Genomic DNA, 19,162 nt, shown 5'->3' with positions numbered 1-19,162 from the left:
TGGGGGACGTCGCTCATTGATCACTTTGTGCGATCGACTCCAATTTCCGCGGGGCGCGAAAGGCAATCCGTCAGATACCCCACGGCTAAAGCCGGGGGCTTGCAACTAGATTCCCCGAGGGTTTCAGCCTCGGATCAACACCTGCCGCTAAGTCAGGCCATCTGAGAGTGGCCCTATCCCGGATGTTCCGGGCTGCGTTTCGATCAGCGTTTTCGGAGTGACCGCAGTGCTTGCAAAGGAACTCGGCCTGATTCTTTCGGTTCGACTTCTCGCAATCCCCGCACACGTTGCAAGTGCGGCTGGTGTTGCGTGCGTCCACGGTGAGAACGGGGACTCCTGCGAGAGTTGCCTTGTAGGTCACGAATGCCAGGAGTTGGCCAAAAGCCCATCCAGAATGCTTCGCTCGGTCCTTCGCTCGAACCGTGATCCGATCGCGGATGTGCTTCAGGTCTTCCAACCCGATTCCGCGATCGGTGTCTTTGGCGAGGGCGACGAGCCTCTTGCTGATCACATGGTTTTCGTTGCGGCGGAAGTGGGCTTCCCGCTTGGCGATCTTCTTCAGTCTTCGCTTGGCCGACTTGGTGCCGGTCTTTTGGAACGAGCGTCGTGCCCCGTGGTTGCGCTGCCTGGTCTTCTCGACGGGTTCGCCCGTGTAGACGTTGCCGTCACTGTCGGTGGCCAGGTTAACGATGCCAAGGTCAACGCCAAGGAACCCTCTGATCTCGATGCCTGGATCTTCGGGGACCTTGATTGTCGCGTAGAGGTGGAATTGTCCGGCGTGATAGACCAAATCGACCTGGCCCTTGATCCGGTCGAACCGCGCGCCCTGGTATTCGCCGAACACCATTGCGATGACTTCGCGGCCGTCCAAGGTCGTCAGGCTGACCTTGTCCAGGCCTTTGAAGCTCAGGATGCGTTCGTCGTAGGTTACGGCGCCGCGAGACTTGAAGACGGGGCCAACGGTTTTATCCCGCCGGAACGTCTCAACGGCCTTGCCGATGGCGCGGACCGCAAGTTGAGCCGAGAGGCCGAACCGATCGCGGATCGCTCGGTAGGCCAACTTATGGATCGAGGGCTGAGAGTAAACCTTGGCCTCGAATGCGACCTGTGCGGCGAACGTGGCCGCCTCGTTGAACCGCTCCATCACGGCCAAAAGCTTGGCGGTTTGGGTGCCGTTCGGGAGTAGTCGCAAACGAAGGGTAAGGTTCATGCGTGCATTATCCGGAAGGTTTCCTTCCTAAGTCAAGAACACGCGGCTCCTCCCTTACGGATAAATCCGAGGGTTTCCGCCGCTAGGAGGTTTGATGAGTCCGATCATCCATAGACTGCTCGCACTCAGCGAGAAGCCCGCTCGGGTTGTGGTGGGCCTGATCTCAGGCACGAGCGCCGACTCGATCTCCGTCGCAATCTGTCGGATCAGGGGCGGAGGCGTTGCCATGCCCGGGAGCCCTGGGGCCACGGTGGAACTGATCTGTTATTACGAACACCCTTATGCGTCGTCAGTCAGGCGTCTGGTCTTCGGCGCGGCCAAGCTCGACGTGCGAACGATCGCCGAACTCCATGTTCAAGTTGGCGAACTTTTCGCAGAGGCGTGCTTGAATGCCATTCAGGCCGCGAAGTTGACGACCGAGGAGATCGACCTGATCGGCTCGCACGGTCAGACGCTCTACCACCATAGCTCGATGCCGGGGGTCCCCCGAGCGACCTTGCAGGTGGGTGACGGTGATCAGATCGCGGAACGGACCGGAATCTGTGTCGTCTCGGATTTCCGCGCCCGAGACATCGCGGCCGGAGGCGAGGGGGCACCATTGACCCCCTACTCCGACCTGATTCTCTATGCCGACCCAGTAGGCCTCGCCACGAACCGACGGCGTGTGATCCTCAATCTCGGCGGGATCGCCAACGTCACGGTCCTGGACCCGGACCCGAACCACGTCTTCGGCTTTGATACGGGACCGGCCAATTCGCTCCTCGATCGCCTCGCCTTCCAGCTTTCCGGAGGCGAGTTGACCTGCGACCTGGATGGCCGGCTCGCTCGGAGCGGGACGGTCAACGCGGTCCTGCTCGAGGATCTCCTCAAGTCCGACCCGTTTCTCAAACGACGGCCGCCCAAGTCAACCGGGTTCGAGATGTATGGAGATGCGTTCCTCGAGCGCGCCGCGGTTGCTCACGGACGTCGGGATCACGACCTGATGGCCACGCTCACGGAGTTCACGGCGCGATCCATCGCGATGGCCCTCGAGCACTTCGTGGCCGATCCCACCGTCGGCGAGATCATCGTGGCCGGGGGGGGATCGCGAAATCCGGCCCTCATGGAGCGGATCAGAGCCAACATGAGTCCCGTCCCGGTACGCGATTCCGAGGAGGTCGGGGTCTCCTCCTCCGCGCGAGAGGCGATGGCGTTCGCCCTGTTCGCAAACGAGGCTCTTCTCGGCCACCCCACATCACTGCCCAGCGTCACCGGGGCGCGAACTCCCGTGATCCTCGGTAAGTGGTCGTTCCCTTCCGCCTCCCCTGCCACACTCACAATCACTCTCCCGTAGGAGATCCAGGCCGAGGCTTCCCGAAGGGCGGGCACGGCCCACCATCTTAACTTCTGTTTTGGCAAAGAGATAGGAATGGTGAGCCGTGCCCACCCTACGGGAAACATCGAATTCTGACCGCTAATCAATCGTAATTCGTTGACAAATCCATAACGGGTTAGGCGAAGCTTTACAACCCGGAGGTGTGACCGTCAGAGCAAGACATGGGCACTTGACAGCCGCCGCGACATTCCCCAATCAAACATCAACATGTTCGCGTTCCGCTATTTTTAATCTACAAGCCTATCGGCAAACTTCCGCCACTTTGGGGCGATGAATGCGGACATGCTTTGCTTGAGTTTCTGTAGGAAGCTTGCACTTCCCGCGGCGCGTGAGAGAATAGCCGTGGGCCACGTGCGCGAAGACAGACTGTCCGATCCTTTGGCGCCTCAAAAAAAGGCCAGACCAATGGCGAAGCTTGTCGAGCGATCCTTTGACCCGGTCGCCAACCCGATCAGTCGCCGCACGGCGATCAGGCTGGGCGGAATCGGTCTCGGCGGGCTGACGCTGCCCGAACTTTTCCGGATGGAGAAGACCAGTCAGGCGGGCGTCTCGGCCCCGAAAGGCCGGGCCAAGTCGGTCATCATCCTGTTCTTGTCAGGGGGGCCGGCCCACCAGGACATGTGGGACCTGAAACCCGATGCGCCCGAGGAGGTCCGCGGCACTTTTCGGCCCATCGACACGAATGTCCCTGGGATCGCGATCAGCGAACATCTGCCGCGGATGGCAGGTCTTGCAGACAAATACGCGATTCTCCGATCGGTCCACCACCGCCAGTCGGGCCACCCGGCCGCGGCTTACTGGATGATGGTCGGCAGCCCGATCACCCGCCCGGTCCCCGACGCCTCATTCATGAGCCGATCGGACCGCCCCCATCCCGGATCGGCCGTGGCCAAGCTGATCGGTGGCCAGGCCCTGGTCCCCCCTTTTGTGATGGTTCCCGAGGCCATGGCCCCCAACGGCCCGGAGCGAGCGGGACAGCATGCCGGCTTCCTCGGCGGCACCTTCGACCCCTACCGCATCAACAGCGATCCGAACCTGCCCAACTTCACCCCCGGGGTTCTCTCTAGGCCCTTGGACTTGACGGCCGATCGACTCGAAGACCGCCGCGCCCTGCGCGAGCTGGTCGGAACACGGGCCTTCGACTTCGATCGCTCGCTCGCGACTCTCGATGTCGAAGGCAACTATGCCCGCGCGTTCGACCTGCTCGGTTCGCCGGCCACCCAGCAAGCCTTTAATATCCATGCCGAATCCGATTCGGTGCGAGACCGCTACGGCCGCCACGTCTTTGGCCAATCGGTCTTGCTCGCGCGTCGGATGGTCGAGGCGGGCGTCCGCCTGGTCCACGTCAACTGGGTCCGGCACGATGGCGGGACCGGCGGCGCTGGCTACGACACCCACAGCAACCACCTCGAATCGGCCCGGACCAAGCTTCTTCCACCGACCGACGCGGCCTTCGCTTCCTTGATCGAGGATCTCGACGCCCGCGGGCGGCTCGATGAGACGCTCGTCATCATGATGGGCGAGTTTGGTCGGACCCCCCGGTTCAACAAAGCGGGGGGACGGGACCACTGGCCCTACTGCTTCAGCGTGGTCATGGCGGGAGGCGGGATTCGCGGCGGCCAGGTCTTCGGCGCCTCGGACAAGATCGGCGCATATCCGGCGTCCGACCCCGTCCTCCCCGAAGCGATCGTCGCCACGCTCTATCACGCCCTCGGTATCGACCCGCAGACCCTGCTCCACGACCAGCAAGAACGCCCGTTTACCCTGGCAGAAGGCAATCCCATCCACGCCTTGCTCTGATCGCTCGATCCAAAGTCTCCGGATCTCTTGATCCCGCGCGAACCTCGATGGTGGCACCGGTGACTGCAACGGTGCTGCGTCGAGGACGTGTCATTTCGACCGTTCGGCCCACCAGCGACGAACGGGAGACGATCATGTTCCACTGGCTGGAGGACCATCAATTCCTCACAGGCGGGCTGACGCTCATGGTCGTCGGCGCGCTCATGACCACGTTGCGGGAGCTTCCTCGGACGATCTGGAATTGGATCCTCTGGGGCCTGATCATCTCCGTCGAGATCCCTGACCGCGACCCTGCGTTCCGCTGGCTGCGAAGGTGGGTGGCCGAGCATCGCTACGCGAGACGAGCGAGGCAACTGAGCCTGACGACGCAATGGTCGTCCCCCGATCCGATGGTCGAGGACCAGGAGGAGGACGAGGACTACTCGGGACAGGGCGATTGGAAAGCGCGATTCATCCTCAGCCCCGCGCCCGGGACCCATCTCATGACCTATCGAGGCCGCCTGCTCATCTTCCATCGCGATCGGCGCGCCCTGGAAAACGGCGGCGTGCATTCGTTTCAAGAAACCCTGACGGTTCAGCTACTCGGGGGGAATCGGGCGATGCTCGATGACCTGCTCAAAGAGGCCCACCAGATGGCCAAACCCCGAGTGCCGGGCGTCAACATCCTCACAGCCCAGTATGAAGACTGGTCGGTCAACTCCTTGAGGCCGAAGCGTCCCCTTGCTTCGATCGTGCTCGCCGACGACATGCTCGACGAGATCATTGCCGACATGCGAACCTTTCTCTCGTCCGGAAGCTGGTACTCGATGCGCGGCGTCCCGCACCGCCGGGGCTATCTTCTCGACGGCCCGCCGGGCAATGGCAAGACCACTCTCGTCGTCGCCGCCGCGGGAGAACTCGACCTCTCCGTCGCCGTCCTGAACCTGAATAGCAAGGTCATGACGGACGAAAGCCTTCGCACCCTGGTCGACGCGCTACCATACGGCACAATCCTCCTGATCGAAGATGTCGATTGCGCCTTCGGCACCAAGCGGGATGCGAAGGAAGTGATGGGCGTCACCTTGAGTGGCCTGCTCAACGCACTCGACGGAGTCAGTTCCCGGGAAGGCCGCATCCTCTTTCTCACAACCAATCACCCCGAACGGCTTGACCCCGCCTTGATTCGCCCGGGACGGATCGATCGGAGCTTCCACCTGGGTAACACCACGCCCGAGCAAGCCCGCCGCCTGTTCGCCTGGTTTTACAACGAAGAGGGAAACCAGAACGCTGAGATCGCGCGACTGGCCAATGAGTTCGCGGACAGAATTCCCGATGGGTCCATCTGTATGGCGGCGATCCAGGTGCATCTGCTTCGCTATCGCTCCGACCCCGTGGCGGCGGTCCGAAGATTCGACCTCAAGCAGCTTGAGTTCCAGACACCTCTCAGAGAAGACGACCCGCCCTGGTCCACCGCCGGCGAATCGGACGAACTCAGCTTGCCCTGCCCTGCCTCACACCCGTGTGAGGCCGAAGCGGCCATCGTCGGCTGAACCCGTCCGAGCCCCGTAAGGCTACGGTCCCTCGGACGATGGCCGAACTGGCGGCAATCCCACGGGTTCTCCTCGTCGCTCGCGCCCTGGGAGCCAAGGCAAAAGGACACCCGAAGGCTGACTGAGAGGTTCAGCGAAATCGGGCTGGGCCATGACCTCCAGGTCGGCCGCGGATCCTCAGTCCTGCGTGAACTGGAACGCGTAGAGCTTCGCCCGCTTCATCTGGAAATGGATGCGCACCGGCCGACCGGTGAGGGCCGACACGTCCGCGTTCCCCTTCCAGTAGACGGCCTGGTCCACAAAATTGCCGCCGATCTCCTCGCAGTCCGCGAGCGCGAAGCCGGGGATCGGCCTCCCCTCGCCGTCCTGGAGCTCGACGAAGGCCGTGCCCATTGCGCCTGTGTCGATGTTGAGCCGCAGCCGGTTACCGCGAAACGTGACTGAAGGCGTCCGCAGGTGTCCTCCCGCAGGGCCTGCATCCGCTGAGACAAATCCATCCAGCCGCTGCCGCACGACGCCCACCCCGCCGAGCTGCGTGGCGGACTCGTCGTACTCGGGGCGGAGGACGGCCGAATCATGCAGCCGCCCGGACGAGTAATAATACTGATGGATATAGTTGCCCCGTCGGGCCAGCCCAGGGCCCATCACCGCATACCAGCGGTCCCACTCGTCCGGCAAGCCGGGGGGCAGGTACGGCTCCCGGGTCGGCCGCGACCAGTTCACTCCGTCGCGACTGACGGCGAGTTGAACTTCGAGCATCCCGAAGTCCTCCCACTGGCCCTTGACGCGCGGCCGGACATAGGGGTTCCGCTGAGGCGAGAAATGCCGGAAATTGGTCGGGAACATCAGGTAGACGTCCTGCGCCCATGGGTAGATTGCAGACGCGTTGTAATACAGGTCGGAATGCGGATCGTCTTCCTTGTCGGCGGCGAGAACTACTTGCACATTCTCGGTGGAGAAGAACATGCGGTCGTTGGCCGTCTTCTTGTACGGCCATGGCTTGAGTAGGTCGTCAGTCTCGATCCGCCCGATCCGCCGCTGGTTCTCCGAGTCGTAAGAGAGGGCCCGGGTGTAGATGACGTATTTGCCGATCCGTCCGTCCCAGTGGGCAATCGGCGGGTTGTCGGTGAAGAACGGCAGGACTTGACCGACCTCGGTGAATTGCACGCCGTCGGCCGAGTAACTCGCGTAGACTCCGTGCTTCGCCGGGTCGAAGGGTTGGCCGAAGACCAGGCGGAACAGCTTGTATCGCCTGGCTGGGTCGCGTTCGTGAGGATCGAGAAAGATCGTCGGAAACACGCCACCGCTCAACTTCGCCCCAGTCCGCCGAAAGCGGAGCCCGTCGTCACTCTCCAGGACGGCGACGTCCTCAGCGCCGAGATAGAGGCGGATCTTACCGCCGTCCTCGATCACACGACTGACGTGCCCCTGGAGCGGTTCACCGTTCTCGTCACGCACCAGCCCGAACTTCTGCGTCGGGTTCGCACGGAGTTCGATGCGGTCGCGGTCGGCGATGAAGCGGCCGTCGATGAAGAGCTGCTTTCGATCTGCGACGTCGATCGAGTCCGGCGGAGCGGCGAGCAGAAGGAGTGAAAGCAGCGCGATGGCCATTGTCGTTGCGTCCTCAAAGGGGAGAATTCACCTCACGGCGATTACATCGCATGGGGGTTGGTGCGCCAAGAAATAACGCAGTGCGTCACCTGAGGATTCGTGATGTATCCGTCAAGTGCGTTGACGTTGAGAAAAAAGTCGTACGGCCGCCCCGGGCGTCCGCCTCCCGCTTCTGGGCGAGCTTGTGCGCTGGCCCTGTCAGGCGAAGCAGAGGATCGTGGCTGTGGTTGTCCTCGGGTTTCTCCGCCAGCGTTGACCGGTCGAACCGGCAGCGATGATGAACTCGAACGCCCTTTTCTCGCCCACCCTGAAAAAATCGTGCGCGACCAGGGTTTCACAAGGCTTATCCCTCTTGCTTCATTTCGGAACTCACCATAAATTTTATGTGTTCCCTTCATCAGTCGTCCATCAGAGCTGAATTCGAGCAAGGCGTTGACAGGTTGTAATCGTCTGCGGGCGAGTGACGGATCGGGTGGTAAGGCGCAACCATCCATTGATCGTGGCATAGAACTTGCCGAATGAGCTTCACTTCTTGATGGAAGGTCAATCGATCTGGTCAAGGGAACCATCCGCTGTGGTTGTGACGAGGGACGAGTTCGAGTCGAGGTGAGCAGAGGCCCCCAACATCTGTTTGCACGAAAGGAATTCCCAATGAGCACCGCCAAGAACGTGAAAAAGGCGTCGAAATCCCCGAAGAAGACCACGAAGCCGGCAGCCAGGAAAGCGGCAACGCCCACCGTGGAAAGCACCGCGGCCGCCGCGGCCCCCATCCCGGAACCGGCTCCGGCTCCGACTCCGGCTCCGGCCTCGGCTTCGTCAGCGAAGAAGACCGCGACGGCCGCGAAGAAGGTGACCAAGAAGGCGGCCAGCGATGACGCCACCAAGCCGGCAGTCGCGGCCAAACCGACCACCACAACGGCCAAGAAGTCCGCACCGAAAGCAACTGCACCAACGACAACGAAGAAGAAGGCCACCACCAGGAAGGCGAGTCCCAATCCCTGAACCCAGAGCCAGAGCCTTTGGGGGCCACGGATTCCGAGTCGCACCCAGCGCGCCGATGGATTTCCGCCCCGCTGAGACGAGCGCAGCGGCGCCTCCCGCATGACCTGAAATTCGACCGGGCTCCGGGTTGTGGCTCGGCCTTCCCAAATTTCAGGACTTGCGGGATGCACCAGCGAGCTCGGCCTGTTGGGGCGGGAATCCCTTCAAAAAAAATGGCTTGGTTTTAAGGCTCCGGGCATGACCGAGATCAGCACGCCGCACGATTCCGAGTCGCGGCGTTCTTGGTGCCCAGGTTCCCCCCGGCCGTTGATCCCGTAGAATACGGGCAAGAGCGAGCCTGGAGGTCCTCGCCCCCGGCTTTGACCGACTTCTGTGTTTCGAGGGAAGGGATTCTTACTCTTGGCCTTGCATCATCGGATCACGAGCCGGCTCCGATTCTTCCGCTATCGTGACGAGTGGAGCAAACGCACTCAGGCCAAGGCCAGCCCCGACACGGGGGAGACAACGCCGAGGCATCGCTCGTTACCCCGGCTTTATCGTGCGCTCTATTCGCTGCTGGCGGGACAACGTCGAGCCATTGCCCTGGCCCTGGCGACGCTCTCCATCGCGACGCTTCTGAGGCTCGTGCCTCCGGCCGCCACCAAGCTTGTGATCGACTACGTTCTGCTCGCCAAGCCACTGCCGAGCTCCCTTCCGGACTGGCTGCCGATCCCAGGCGAGCCCAAGACCCGGCTCATCGGGCTTGTCACGGGCGTTTTCCTCGTCTCGGTGATCGCGACGGCCCTCGGTCTCTGGGGACGATGGAGGGCGACCTTGGCATCGAAACGGATCCAGGTCAAGGTCCGCCGACAGGTGTTCGAACATGCGGTTCGACTCCCGTTGCATCGGGTCTATCAGCTCAAGTCGGGGGGTGCGGCCAGCCTGCTCCGCGAGGATGCCGGGGGCGTTGGCGAGCTGATCTTCAGCATGATCTACAACCCCTGGCGGGCCGTGGTCCAGCTTCTTGGCGGGCTCATCGTCCTGAGTTGGGTGGACTGGCGACTCTTGCTCGGCGCGATCGGCCTGGGCCCGGCGTTGTACTGGACCGACCGGCTCTGGAACCGCCGCCTTCGGCCCCTCTTCCGAGACATTCGCAAGCAGCGGCAAGAGATCGACGCGACGGCCGCGGAAGCGTTTGGCGGCATGCGAGTCGTACGGGCGTTCGGCCGACAGCGCCGCGAGAGCGCCCGCTTCGTCGGCGAAAATCACTTCATGAGTCGCCAGGAACTTTTCGCCTGGCGCTGGTCGCGCGGCATCGAGATCCTCTGGGACCTGCTCTTGCCCGCCTCCTCCGGCGCCCTCCTCCTTTACGGCGGCATCCGGGTCCTCGACGGCCGACTCTCGCTGGGAGACCTCATGATGTTCCTGGTCTACCTGGCGATGCTCCTGGAACCCGTGGCCGTGCTGGCGGCCAGCGTCACCCAGCTTCAAAACAACTTATCCGGTCTGGATCGCGTGCTCGACCTGCTGGAAGAGCCGCGCGAGATGGTCTCGAACGCGGGGACCTGGTCGATCGCAAAGCGCTCCGTCGCGGGCCGAATCAGCTTCGACGAAGTAAGCTTCGCCTATCCCAACACCGATCTGAAGGTGCTGCGCGACGTCAACCTCGAGGTCGAGGCGGGGGAGATCATCGCCCTGGTGGGCCGCAGTGGCGCGGGCAAAACCACGCTCTGCAACCTGATCGCACGATTCTACGACCCCAACACCGGGATCGTCCGACTCGACGGCGAGAACCTGCGCGACATCGAGGTGGAGAGCTACCGCCGCTTGCTGGGCATCGTCGAACAGGATGTGTTCCTCTTCGACGGAACGATCGGAGAAAACATCGCCTACGCCGATCGTCGCGCCACCCTGTCCCAGGTCGAACACGCCGCGCAGGTGGCCAATGCCGCCGAGTTCATCGCCCGGCTCCCCGATGGGTACGACACCTTGATCGGCGAGCGTGGAGTTCGCCTCAGCGGCGGACAACGCCAGCGCCTGGCCATCGCCCGCGCGGTGCTGGCCGACCCCCGGATCTTCATCCTCGACGAGGCGACGAGCAATCTCGACAGCGAAAGTGAGCATCTGATCCAGCAGAGCCTCGCCACCTTGATGCGCGGGCGAACCTCGTTCGTGATCGCGCATCGGCTCAGTACGATCCGACACGCCGATCGCATCCTCGTCCTCGAAGGGGGGGCGATCGCCCAGGTCGGCAGCCATACTGAACTCATGGCAGACAGCGGCCCCTATCGCGATATGGTCCTGCTTCAACAGCTCGAAACGACCTCGGGCTAGCTGTGGAGTGCCCACATCGCTCTTAATTTAAACTCCCGCGGGCTGACTGACGGAAAGCAGCTTCGCCAGGGCCTGGGCAAGACCGTCCAGCGAGCTAGCGTCGGGCAGGGTGACGGTCAGCCTTGGCTTGCCCGACGGATCCGCCTCCACGCAGGCCGACAGACCGGCCCGCAGGTTCGCCACCAGCGCTTCCGGAGGGGGTGTCGACTCGTGTTGCGACACGAGCTCTCCCAAGAACTTGAAGGCTGCGCCCAGGAGCTCGCCACCAGCCGACGCCACCCGCTCGCGATGAATCATCGCGAAGGACTGCGTGGCCGCTTCTTCCTTCTGTTTGACCGTCTCATCCAAAGGCGCCTCGGGGCGTGCGCCAAGCAGGATTTCCAGGCGGCTCTTGAGCTCCTGCATGCCGCTGGCGAGATCCACGCGATCGATCTCCGACTCCACGTCGAGCGCCGCCAGAGCGAGATCTTTCTTGGCGGCGAGCGTCGAGAGCAAGTTCTCTTCGAGGGTCCCCTCGGTCACAAGCACGAAGACCTGAACCGGCTGCACCTGCCCCATCCGGTGGGCGCGTGCGATCCGCTGCTCGAGGATCGCCGGATTCCACGGCAGGTCGACGTTGATCACCGTATTGGCGGCTTGAAGATTGAGGCCGGTCGAGCCTGCGTTCGTCGTCAGGAAGAGCTGGCAGCTCGCGTCGTTCTGAAAGCGATGAACCAGCTCGGCCCGTTGTTTCTGCGGCACGCTGCCATCGAGCCGCACGTACCCGTGACCGCGTTTCTTGAGCGGCCGCTCGATCAGGTCGAGCATCGTCGTCCACTCCGAGAAAAGGATGACCTTGCGTCCCTCCTCCTCAAAAATCCGCTCGAAAAGATCATCAAGATGGGCCAGCTTCGTCGAGTAACCCGGATCTTCCTTGTTGACGAGGGTCGTGCTGTCGGCGACCATTCGACACATCAGCAACGCCTTCTGCAGGCGGAGCAGGTCCATCTCGCTCAAGAACTTCTTGCGGGTAATGGCCGCGACGATTTGCAGGTGGCTCGCGTGGATCACGGCCTGCTCGTCACTCGGCGGGATCCGCACGATATCCATGGTGCGTGACGGGAGCTCAAGCTTCACGCTCTCGCGTGTCCGGCGCAAGAGGATCGGCTTGAGCCGATCGCGAAGCTCACCGAGGTTGCGATACCCCAGCACCTTCCCTTTCTCATCGACCATTCGGTGCTTGTTGAAGAAGCGGAAGCCAGGGCCGAGCCGGCGATCGTCGATGAACTGAACGATCGAATAGAGGTCATCGAGCCGATTCTCGAGCGGCGTCCCCGTCAACACCAGCGCAAATCGCGAGCGCAGGCTCTTGATCACGCCGCTCGTCTTGGACTCATAGTTTTTGATCCGTTGACCTTCATCCAAGATGATCAGGTCCCAGTTGATCCGTTCGATGTGGAGGATGTCGCGGAGCACTTGCTCGTAGTTGCAGATCGTGAAGAAACAATCATTCTGATACTGTTCACCCCTCTGTGCCGCCCCGCCCCCCACGAGCTGAACGTCTCGATCGCAGCAGCGATGAATTTCACTGCGCCACTGCGACTTGAGCGAAGCCGGACAGACGACCAGAACCTTCTTGATCTCGGCCTCGTTCGCCAGAAACTCCGCCGTCCCGATCCCCTGAATCGTCTTCCCCAGCCCCATCTCGTCGGCGAGGATCGCACGGCCGGCTCCCGCCGCGAACGCGACCCCGTCGAGCTGGTACGGGAGCAAAGGGATCTTGAGCATTCCGGTGCGGAGTGGATGCCGCGCCGGATTCGCGCGGATTTCCTCCGTCTTGCCGCGCAAGCGTGCCTGCAGCAGGCGTTGCTGGATGAATTCTTCCGCATCGGGATAGAGGTTCACGTCCCGGCCGAGCTTCTGCAACTTCGCCAAACGCTTGATGAGGTCATGAAGGTCGGTGATCGGTTTGTCCCGAAGTGGGGCAATGACCTTGGCAATCGCCTCGTCCACGCGTTCGGGAGTCAGCAATCGGAGCGTCACCTCGTCGCCGTCATATCGCAGGTGCAGCGCGAGGTGCTTGCGACGATAAGGCTTCCGGAGCGCATCCGCCTTGAACCGCCGCCGAACCTTGCCCAAAACATGCATTACGTGCTTACACGTCCCCAGCGTGTTCGTGCGAAAGTCAGGGCACGAACAAAAGGAATCGCCTGGCTCCGTCCCGCGCAACGCCACGCGATAGCTCTTGCCACTGAGCCGGTTGGTGACCATGTAGTCGGTCCAAGGCTGGGTCGGATCCGCGGCCTGGACGTTCATCTTCTCGGTCTTCGCGCGCTCCGCGCGATCGGCCAGGGCCCGTGCGATCAACTCGTCCTCGCCCAGGCTCTCGACGGGCGTGCGGGGCTCAGGCGGGGCGGCCGCGAGTCCAAGGGCGGTCTTCTCCTCGAGGATCAGCGAAAACGCCGCCCCCACGTGCTCGCAGACGCCTCGACAGCGATTGCAGTTCCAATGCAGGCGGTTGCGGGCCTCGGCCATCAACGTGATGGTCACGACGGTCGGACGGCTCTCATTGGATTCATGGGGAAGTTTGAGGCGAAAGAGGTCTCCTCCCAAGAACACGTCGTCCGCGATCGTGATGTCCCACTTATTCGCAGACTGCTGGATGAGCGACTTTCCCTCGGGTCCGAGGAGTTTGCAAGCCTCGAGGAAGGTCAACCGAGAGAGACGATCATGAAGTGAAAGACGCCCGCTGGGACGTGTGCTCGAGACCTGAGTCGCCATGACCAATCACTCCAGCCCGTTGCGAAATCGAATGAGGACCCGCGAAAAGAATCAACAGCGACGCGGAGTCAAAGCGATCAGTTTATTCGAAGCCGATACCCGCTTCAAACGATCGGCGCTTGTCGAGGGCCAGAAAAACGCGGTAGCCTGAATTCCTGCCGACAACCTTAGCTGTCGGCCCTCGTGCCTCGCCTTTTTATCTGGGGATCACTTCAATGGCGAATAATCCCTTGCCTCCCTGGCCGCAACGGACCCGAGCCCTCATGATCATGAGCGCGATCGGGCTGTTCGGGTCCGCGCCCGCCGAGCCTCCGGCGATCCCCATTCTGAACCAGAAAGTTGCCGAGTTCGCCGAATCCCAGCGGGGCAAAAAAGTGGGCAACGGAAGCTGCGTCACCCTCGCCGTGGAAGCCTTGCGGTCCGCGAACGCCAAGCGATTTCGCCTCAATCGCGCGGATGGCGACTACGTCTGGGGCCGTCGGGTCGACGACTTCAAGGACGCCTTACCAGGCGATATCCTTCAATTCCGCGACGCCGAGTTCAAGGGAAAAAAATATCTGACTCGAAGGCGATGGATCTCCTGGCACGAGTCCTATCCTCACCATACGGCCATCGTCTCGGAGGCCAGCGAAGGTGGGAAGGTCCTGACCGTCCTTCATCAAAACGTGGGACCGAAGGGGGCTGACGATGACGAGAAGCAGATCGTCCAGACGGGAACCCTTCGGATCGACTCGCTCCAGAAGGGAGGATGGGTGAGAATTTATCGCCCGATCGCCCCGTCCGGGATCGAGTCCGCGCCCCTCCCCTGAGAGCGGCCATCACCTCGAAAAAATCGGCGCAACGGCGGCCGCAAACTCTCGCCCGACTGAACGCCTGAGCCGATACCTCCCTAGCGGACATTTTGACCGGTCCGCTCGACCCGTCCACGCTCGAGGCGTTGAGGCCTGAAAGACACGTTCCCGTCCTCAAACAAGAACGTGCTCCCGACAGCCTTGATTTCTCTAGACGACCGGTCTAATATGAAGTTGTTGTGGAAACAAGAACTTCTTGAGATCCATAGGGTAGGTACGAGACCAGGGCCGTTATGAGCAAGGAAAAAACCAAAACCGTTCTGCTGGAAGCCGGCAAACGCGTTTTCCTGGAGAAAGGCTACAATCACGCAGGGATTGAAGCAATCATCCAGGCTGCCGGCGTGCCTAAAGGATCGTTCTATTACTATTTTACGAGTAAGGAAGATTTCGGGCTTCAGGTGCTCGACAGTTTTGCGGAGCAGTACAACGAAAACTTTGATCGCGACCTGGGCGACCTCTCGCTCAGTCCCCTCGACCGGCTTCGCCGCTACTTTGACTCCGCCTGTGAGCGAATCCAGTCCCAGGAGTGCCGTAATGGCTGCCTGGCCGGGAACTTGAGTCAGGAGATGGCGGCGCAGAGTGAAGCGTTTCGAGCCCGTCTGGAAGAAATCTTCGAGGGCTGGGTGAATCGCTATGCGGAGGTACTCGGCCAGGCCCAGCAGCTTGGCGAGATCCCCCCTCACGTCGATGTCCACGAACTCGCGGAGTTCTGGCTCAATAGCTGGCAAGGCGCGGTCCTGCGAGCCAAGACGATACGCAGTGTCGTTCCGCTACAGACATTTCTCAACGTGATGTTCGGATCGCTCCTCCACGTTCCGTCGTGAGATCCGGCCGTACGGTGTTCGATGAGATTGAAGCTCCAGGGCCCGAGAATTGCTTGACTGACTGGTCTATTACAAGTCTTGCGAGGCGGGCACCTGGATGAACACGCTCGGTTGATGGGTGGATGCGGCAAAAAGAAGGATGACGAACATGGCAGCACTCGACGTGGTTCTTGAATCAGCTTTGGATTCCGCCCAGCCGTCCAACCCCCCGGCGTCCGTTCGGCGTCTGGACGATGCGGCCAAGATGGAAATCGACCGCCTGTTCCGTCGTGGCGTCTCCCCCGATGCGCTCGCGGCTCGATTTCATCAAACGCGGTCGCGTGTCGATCGGCTCTTGACCGAGTTCCGGGCCAAGCGGATTATCGAGCATGTCCTCGATTTCATGCCCGATCCCAGCTTTGAAACGCCGGGTGTTGAGGCCGAAATCCTCGCCACGCCGCCCGAACCGGCCACCGGCAAGGCGCGTCGCTCCAAGCCTCCCGAAGGGCTGCCGCCGTATCTCGCAAGCTTGTATGACGTTCCGCTCTTGTCGCGGGAGCAGGAAGCCCACCTGTTCCGCAAAATGAACTACCTGAAGTTCCGCGTCAACCAGATGCGGGCAACGATCGATCCCACTCGCGTGAAACCGGCCGTGCTCGATGAGATCGAACGGCTGATGGAAGAGGCACTCGCGGTCAAGAACCAGATCATCCGCGCCAACCTCCGCCTGGTGGTCTCGATCGCCAAGAAGCACCTGGGACCGGCGAACAATTTCTTCGAACTGGTCTCCGACGGCAACATGTCGCTGATCCGGGCCGTTGAAAAATTCGACTACGCCCGTGGCAATAAATTCAGCACGTATGCTTCTTGGGCGATCATGCGGAACTACATTCGCTCAATCCCCGAGGAAAAGCACCGGCGCGATCGGTTCGTCACCGGGCACGAAGAAATGTTCGAGGCCGCCGCCGATCACAGGACCGACGAACACGAATACGAGGCCGCCCAGAAGCGAACGCGGGAGGCGGTCCAGGGGCTCCTCGGCCGACTGTCCGATCGCGAGCGGCGCGTGCTGACCAGCCGGTTCGGCCTGGAAGGAACCGTTGCCCACACGCTCGAGCAGCTCGGGCACGAACTCGGAGTGACCAAGGAGCGGGTGCGTCAAATCGAGTCACGCGCCCAGGAGAAGCTCCGTAAGATCGCGATCCAGGAAAACCTCGAGCTCCCGACGCTCTGAGCGGCCTGGTTCATCGACGGGGAGCATTTCTCGGGACGATCGACACCTGGTAGGACAATCGATTGATGAAAGCCTATCGGATTCACGAGTTCGGCGGAACCGATGGCCTTCGACTCGACGACCTGCCCACGCCCACCCCCGGGCCTGGGCAGGTTCTCGTTCGTGTGCGGGCCGCCTCCTTGAACTATCGAGATTTGCTCGTTCTCAAGGGGCTTTACAACAAGCACCTCCCCTTGCCCGCCGTCCCTCTTTCGGACGCCGCGGGCGAGGTGGTGGAAGTCGGTGCCGGGGTGACCCGAGTGAAAGCCGGCGACCGGGTTGCGCCGCTTTTCATGCAAACCTGGCTGGCCGGAGACTTGACGGAAGCTCACGGCAAGTCGGCTCTCGGAGGCTCCGCCGAAGGCGTTCTGGCCGAGTTTCTGGTCTTTCACGAATCGGGCCTGGTGCTTCTCCCCGATCATCTGAGCTTCGAAGAAGGGGCGACTCTCCCTTGCGCGGCGGTGACGGCCTGGAACGCCCTCTTCGTCGCCGGAAACCTCAAAGCGGGCGAGACAGTTCTGATCCAGGGCACAGGTGGGGTCTCACTTTTCGCCCTCCAGCTCGCCAAGCTGGCCGGCGCGAGCGTGATCGCCACCTCGAGTAGCGATGAGAAGCTCGAGCGCGTGCTCAACATGGGGGCCGTGGCCGGGATCAACTACAAGTCGACTCCCCAATGGGAGAAGCGCGTCCGCGAGCTGACGAACGGCCGAGGGGTCGATCATGTGGTCGAGGTCGGCGGAGCCGGCACCCTCTCGAAATCGCTCCAAGCGGTCCGAGCCGCGGGCCAGATCAGTCTGATCGGCCTGCTGGCGGGTGGGGCCGCGGAGATCAACACCCTGCCCATCCTGATGAAAGCCATCCAGGTCCACGGGATCTTCGTCGGTTCGCGCGCCATGTTCGAAGCCATGAACCGCGCCATCGGGGTTCACGAGCTTCGCCCGGTGATCGATCGGGTCTTTCCCTTCGCCGAAACGCCGGCGGCGTTCCGCCACATGGAGAGCGCCGCGCATTTCGGCAAGATCGTGATTCGCGTCTGAAGTCCTGGGCCTTGGATTTCGATCAATATTCGTACGAGGGCATCGCCGCCACGGCAAGGCCGACGGCGATCGCCACCGGGACGAGCACGGCCGTCGTGGCGACCACCACTCTGAGCCAAGGGGGGCGTCGGCGGATCGGCCCGATCTGAACCAACCAGAGCGCCGCGGGGGCCAGCGCGAAAAGCAAGACGCTTCCCGAAGGGAGTTCCGCGTAGAACCGATTGATCAACAACAGGCTCGCCAGGACCACCACCACGATGGGGGTCCCTCCGCGTGCAAGGCTGATCGAGGGAACCCGCCAGAAGGCAAGCCAACAGACCCCGACCACCGCCGAGAGGACACCTCCCAGAAGCGGCAGGACGATGCTTCCCGAAACCAGGAGAGCGACACTCGCTCCGCTGGTGACGACAAGCAAGGGCAGAAAAATGCCTGCTCCTGAGCAATGCTCAGCAACCGCTTCAAGATTTGCCCATGTCAGAACCAGACCGATCCCCACCAAGGTCCCACCAAGCAGGGTTGCGGGCGCCGACCACGTTTCTCCGAACGCCGGCCCCACGATCGCCGCGGTCGTGATCCCAGAGACGACGACCCGATTGCCCCAGGACAGCCAACGTCGGGCGGGGCCAACCACCTCGAGGGCTGCCGAGAGGATCGCGACAACCACGAGCAGGGGAATGCGGTCCGTCACCTCCGAGGGGGGCCATGCAGGCCAGGCCACTCCAAGATGCCCCGCCAGATCGCCCAACCCGAGCGCAAGCGCCACGGCCAGGGCCCCGCGAACTTTCACATCCCGAGGGCGGCCAGCCCGCCAGACCACGGCCAGGAGAGTCACTGTCACGAGCGCCGGGAGGAGGAATCCGAACAGAAAGGCGCTCAAGGGACTTGGCATCGTCACGCCCTCCGCAATAGAAAAGGCGAAGGCCCGCCGCGCCGTCCCCGCGGGGAACAACTCGTCGGGCCTTCAATCGATTCCTCTGGTTATTGACCACCCTCGACGCTCACAATAATCTTCACGTCGTCACCGATGCCTTCCAGCATCTTGTTCATCTTGAAGTCCGACCGCTTGATCGCGAATTCGGTCTCGAACCCGGCGACCGGCTTCCCCTTCATGTCCTTGCCAGCGCCGGTGCGAGTCACCGTCAAGGCCAACGGGTTGGTCACGCCGTGAAGCGTCAAGTCGCCATGGACCTGAAACGTGTCCGCCCCCGTCTTGGCCACCGACTTGCTCTTGAACGAGATCGTCTTGTACTGGACCGCGTTGAAGAAGTCGGGCCCCTTCAGGTGCTTGTCGCGGTTCGCGTTGGCGGTGTCGATGCTATCCGTCTTCACCACGATGTCGAGGTGGGACTTCTTGGGGTCGGTGTCGTCGAGGGCGAACTGGCCGGTGATGTCATTGAACCGGCCATAAGAGTAGCTCGTGTTCATGTGTTTGATGCGAAAGACCGTCGCCGAGTGGACCGTGTCCACCTTGTACGCCTGGGCCGCCGCCTGGTTCGCGTGACCGAGCGAAAGGCCCATCCCAGCAACGATTCCCGCCATGAGCGTGAGCTTGCGAACCTTCATCACGTCGTCTCCTTCTTGCGTTAAGAAAGACCGTT

General features: G+C 62.1%; 14 protein-coding genes. 9 read left to right on the top strand and 5 right to left on the bottom strand.

Annotated features, from left to right (window positions below; all coding sequences use genetic code 11):
* Nucleotides 1–85: 85 nt before the first annotated feature.
* On the bottom strand, nucleotides 86–1,210 hold the full coding sequence (locus V5E97_RS11060) for an RNA-guided endonuclease InsQ/TnpB family protein (RefSeq protein WP_406699378.1): 1,125 nt from the start codon (nucleotides 1,208–1,210) through the stop codon (nucleotides 86–88).
* A 94-nt stretch (nucleotides 1,211–1,304) separates the two neighbouring features.
* Here V5E97_RS11060 and V5E97_RS11055 point away from each other — a divergent pair, with 94 nt between their 5' ends.
* From V5E97_RS11055 to V5E97_RS11045, 3 genes are all read left to right on the top strand, one after another.
* A complete protein-coding gene (locus V5E97_RS11055; RefSeq protein WP_406699377.1) occupies nucleotides 1,305–2,543 on the top strand; it encodes an anhydro-N-acetylmuramic acid kinase in 1,239 nt (412 codons plus the stop codon).
* Nucleotides 2,544–2,990: 447 nt separating this feature from the next.
* A complete protein-coding gene (locus tag V5E97_RS11050) occupies nucleotides 2,991–4,385 on the top strand; it encodes a DUF1501 domain-containing protein (RefSeq protein WP_406699376.1) in 1,395 nt (464 codons plus the stop codon).
* A gap of 134 nt (nucleotides 4,386–4,519) precedes the next feature.
* A complete protein-coding gene (locus V5E97_RS11045; protein WP_406699375.1) occupies nucleotides 4,520–5,914 on the top strand; it encodes an AAA family ATPase in 1,395 nt (464 codons plus the stop codon).
* A gap of 177 nt (nucleotides 5,915–6,091) precedes the next feature.
* On the opposite strand, the gene V5E97_RS11040 is transcribed toward V5E97_RS11045, so the two are convergent.
* Complete coding sequence (locus tag V5E97_RS11040) at nucleotides 6,092–7,525, bottom strand: hypothetical protein (protein ID WP_406699374.1); 1,434 nt, start codon at nucleotides 7,523–7,525, stop codon at nucleotides 6,092–6,094.
* A 651-nt stretch (nucleotides 7,526–8,176) separates the two neighbouring features.
* Here V5E97_RS11040 and V5E97_RS11035 point away from each other — a divergent pair.
* Together V5E97_RS11035 and V5E97_RS11030 are read left to right on the top strand one after the other, a co-directional pair.
* Nucleotides 8,177–8,527 (top strand): hypothetical protein, encoded by a 351-nt coding sequence (locus V5E97_RS11035; RefSeq protein ID WP_406699373.1) that lies wholly within the window; start codon nucleotides 8,177–8,179, stop codon nucleotides 8,525–8,527.
* 399 nt (nucleotides 8,528–8,926) lie between these two features.
* Complete coding sequence (locus V5E97_RS11030; protein ID WP_406699372.1) at nucleotides 8,927–10,840, top strand: ABC transporter ATP-binding protein; 1,914 nt, start codon at nucleotides 8,927–8,929, stop codon at nucleotides 10,838–10,840.
* A gap of 27 nt (nucleotides 10,841–10,867) precedes the next feature.
* Here V5E97_RS11030 and V5E97_RS11025 read toward each other — a convergent pair whose 3' ends face one another.
* On the bottom strand, nucleotides 10,868–13,600 hold the full coding sequence (locus tag V5E97_RS11025) for a DEAD/DEAH box helicase (protein WP_406699371.1): 2,733 nt from the start codon (nucleotides 13,598–13,600) through the stop codon (nucleotides 10,868–10,870).
* A gap of 215 nt (nucleotides 13,601–13,815) precedes the next feature.
* On the opposite strand from V5E97_RS11025, the gene V5E97_RS11020 reads away from it, so the two are divergent.
* From V5E97_RS11020 to V5E97_RS11005, 4 genes are all read left to right on the top strand, one after another.
* Nucleotides 13,816–14,409 (top strand): hypothetical protein, encoded by a 594-nt coding sequence (locus V5E97_RS11020; RefSeq protein ID WP_406699370.1) that lies wholly within the window; start codon nucleotides 13,816–13,818, stop codon nucleotides 14,407–14,409.
* A 275-nt stretch (nucleotides 14,410–14,684) separates the two neighbouring features.
* Nucleotides 14,685–15,275: a TetR/AcrR family transcriptional regulator gene (locus V5E97_RS11015; protein ID WP_406699369.1), complete on the top strand. Its 591-nt coding sequence runs from the start codon at nucleotides 14,685–14,687 to the stop codon at nucleotides 15,273–15,275.
* 148 nt (nucleotides 15,276–15,423) lie between these two features.
* Nucleotides 15,424–16,488, top strand: coding sequence for a sigma-70 family RNA polymerase sigma factor (locus tag V5E97_RS11010; protein WP_406699368.1), 1,065 nt, complete (start codon nucleotides 15,424–15,426; stop codon nucleotides 16,486–16,488).
* Nucleotides 16,489–16,553: 65 nt separating this feature from the next.
* Complete coding sequence (locus tag V5E97_RS11005) at nucleotides 16,554–17,564, top strand: zinc-dependent alcohol dehydrogenase family protein (RefSeq protein WP_406699367.1); 1,011 nt, start codon at nucleotides 16,554–16,556, stop codon at nucleotides 17,562–17,564.
* A 22-nt stretch (nucleotides 17,565–17,586) separates the two neighbouring features.
* Here the strand turns inward: V5E97_RS11005 and V5E97_RS11000 are convergent, their stop codons facing one another.
* Complete coding sequence (locus V5E97_RS11000; protein WP_406699366.1) at nucleotides 17,587–18,453, bottom strand: hypothetical protein; 867 nt, start codon at nucleotides 18,451–18,453, stop codon at nucleotides 17,587–17,589.
* Between the two features lie 89 nt (nucleotides 18,454–18,542).
* Nucleotides 18,543–19,127, bottom strand: a complete 585-nt coding sequence (locus V5E97_RS10995) for a YceI family protein (protein WP_406699365.1) — start codon at nucleotides 19,125–19,127, stop codon at nucleotides 18,543–18,545.
* Nucleotides 19,128–19,162 lie beyond the last annotated feature (35 nt).

The sequence above is a fragment of the Singulisphaera photorubra genome (assembly GCF_045290345.1).
Taxonomy (GTDB): Bacteria; Planctomycetota; Planctomycetia; order Isosphaerales; family Isosphaeraceae; genus Singulisphaera.
The sequence above is the reverse complement of the archived record's forward strand: the minus strand, read 5'-3'. Positions and strand labels throughout refer to the sequence as shown.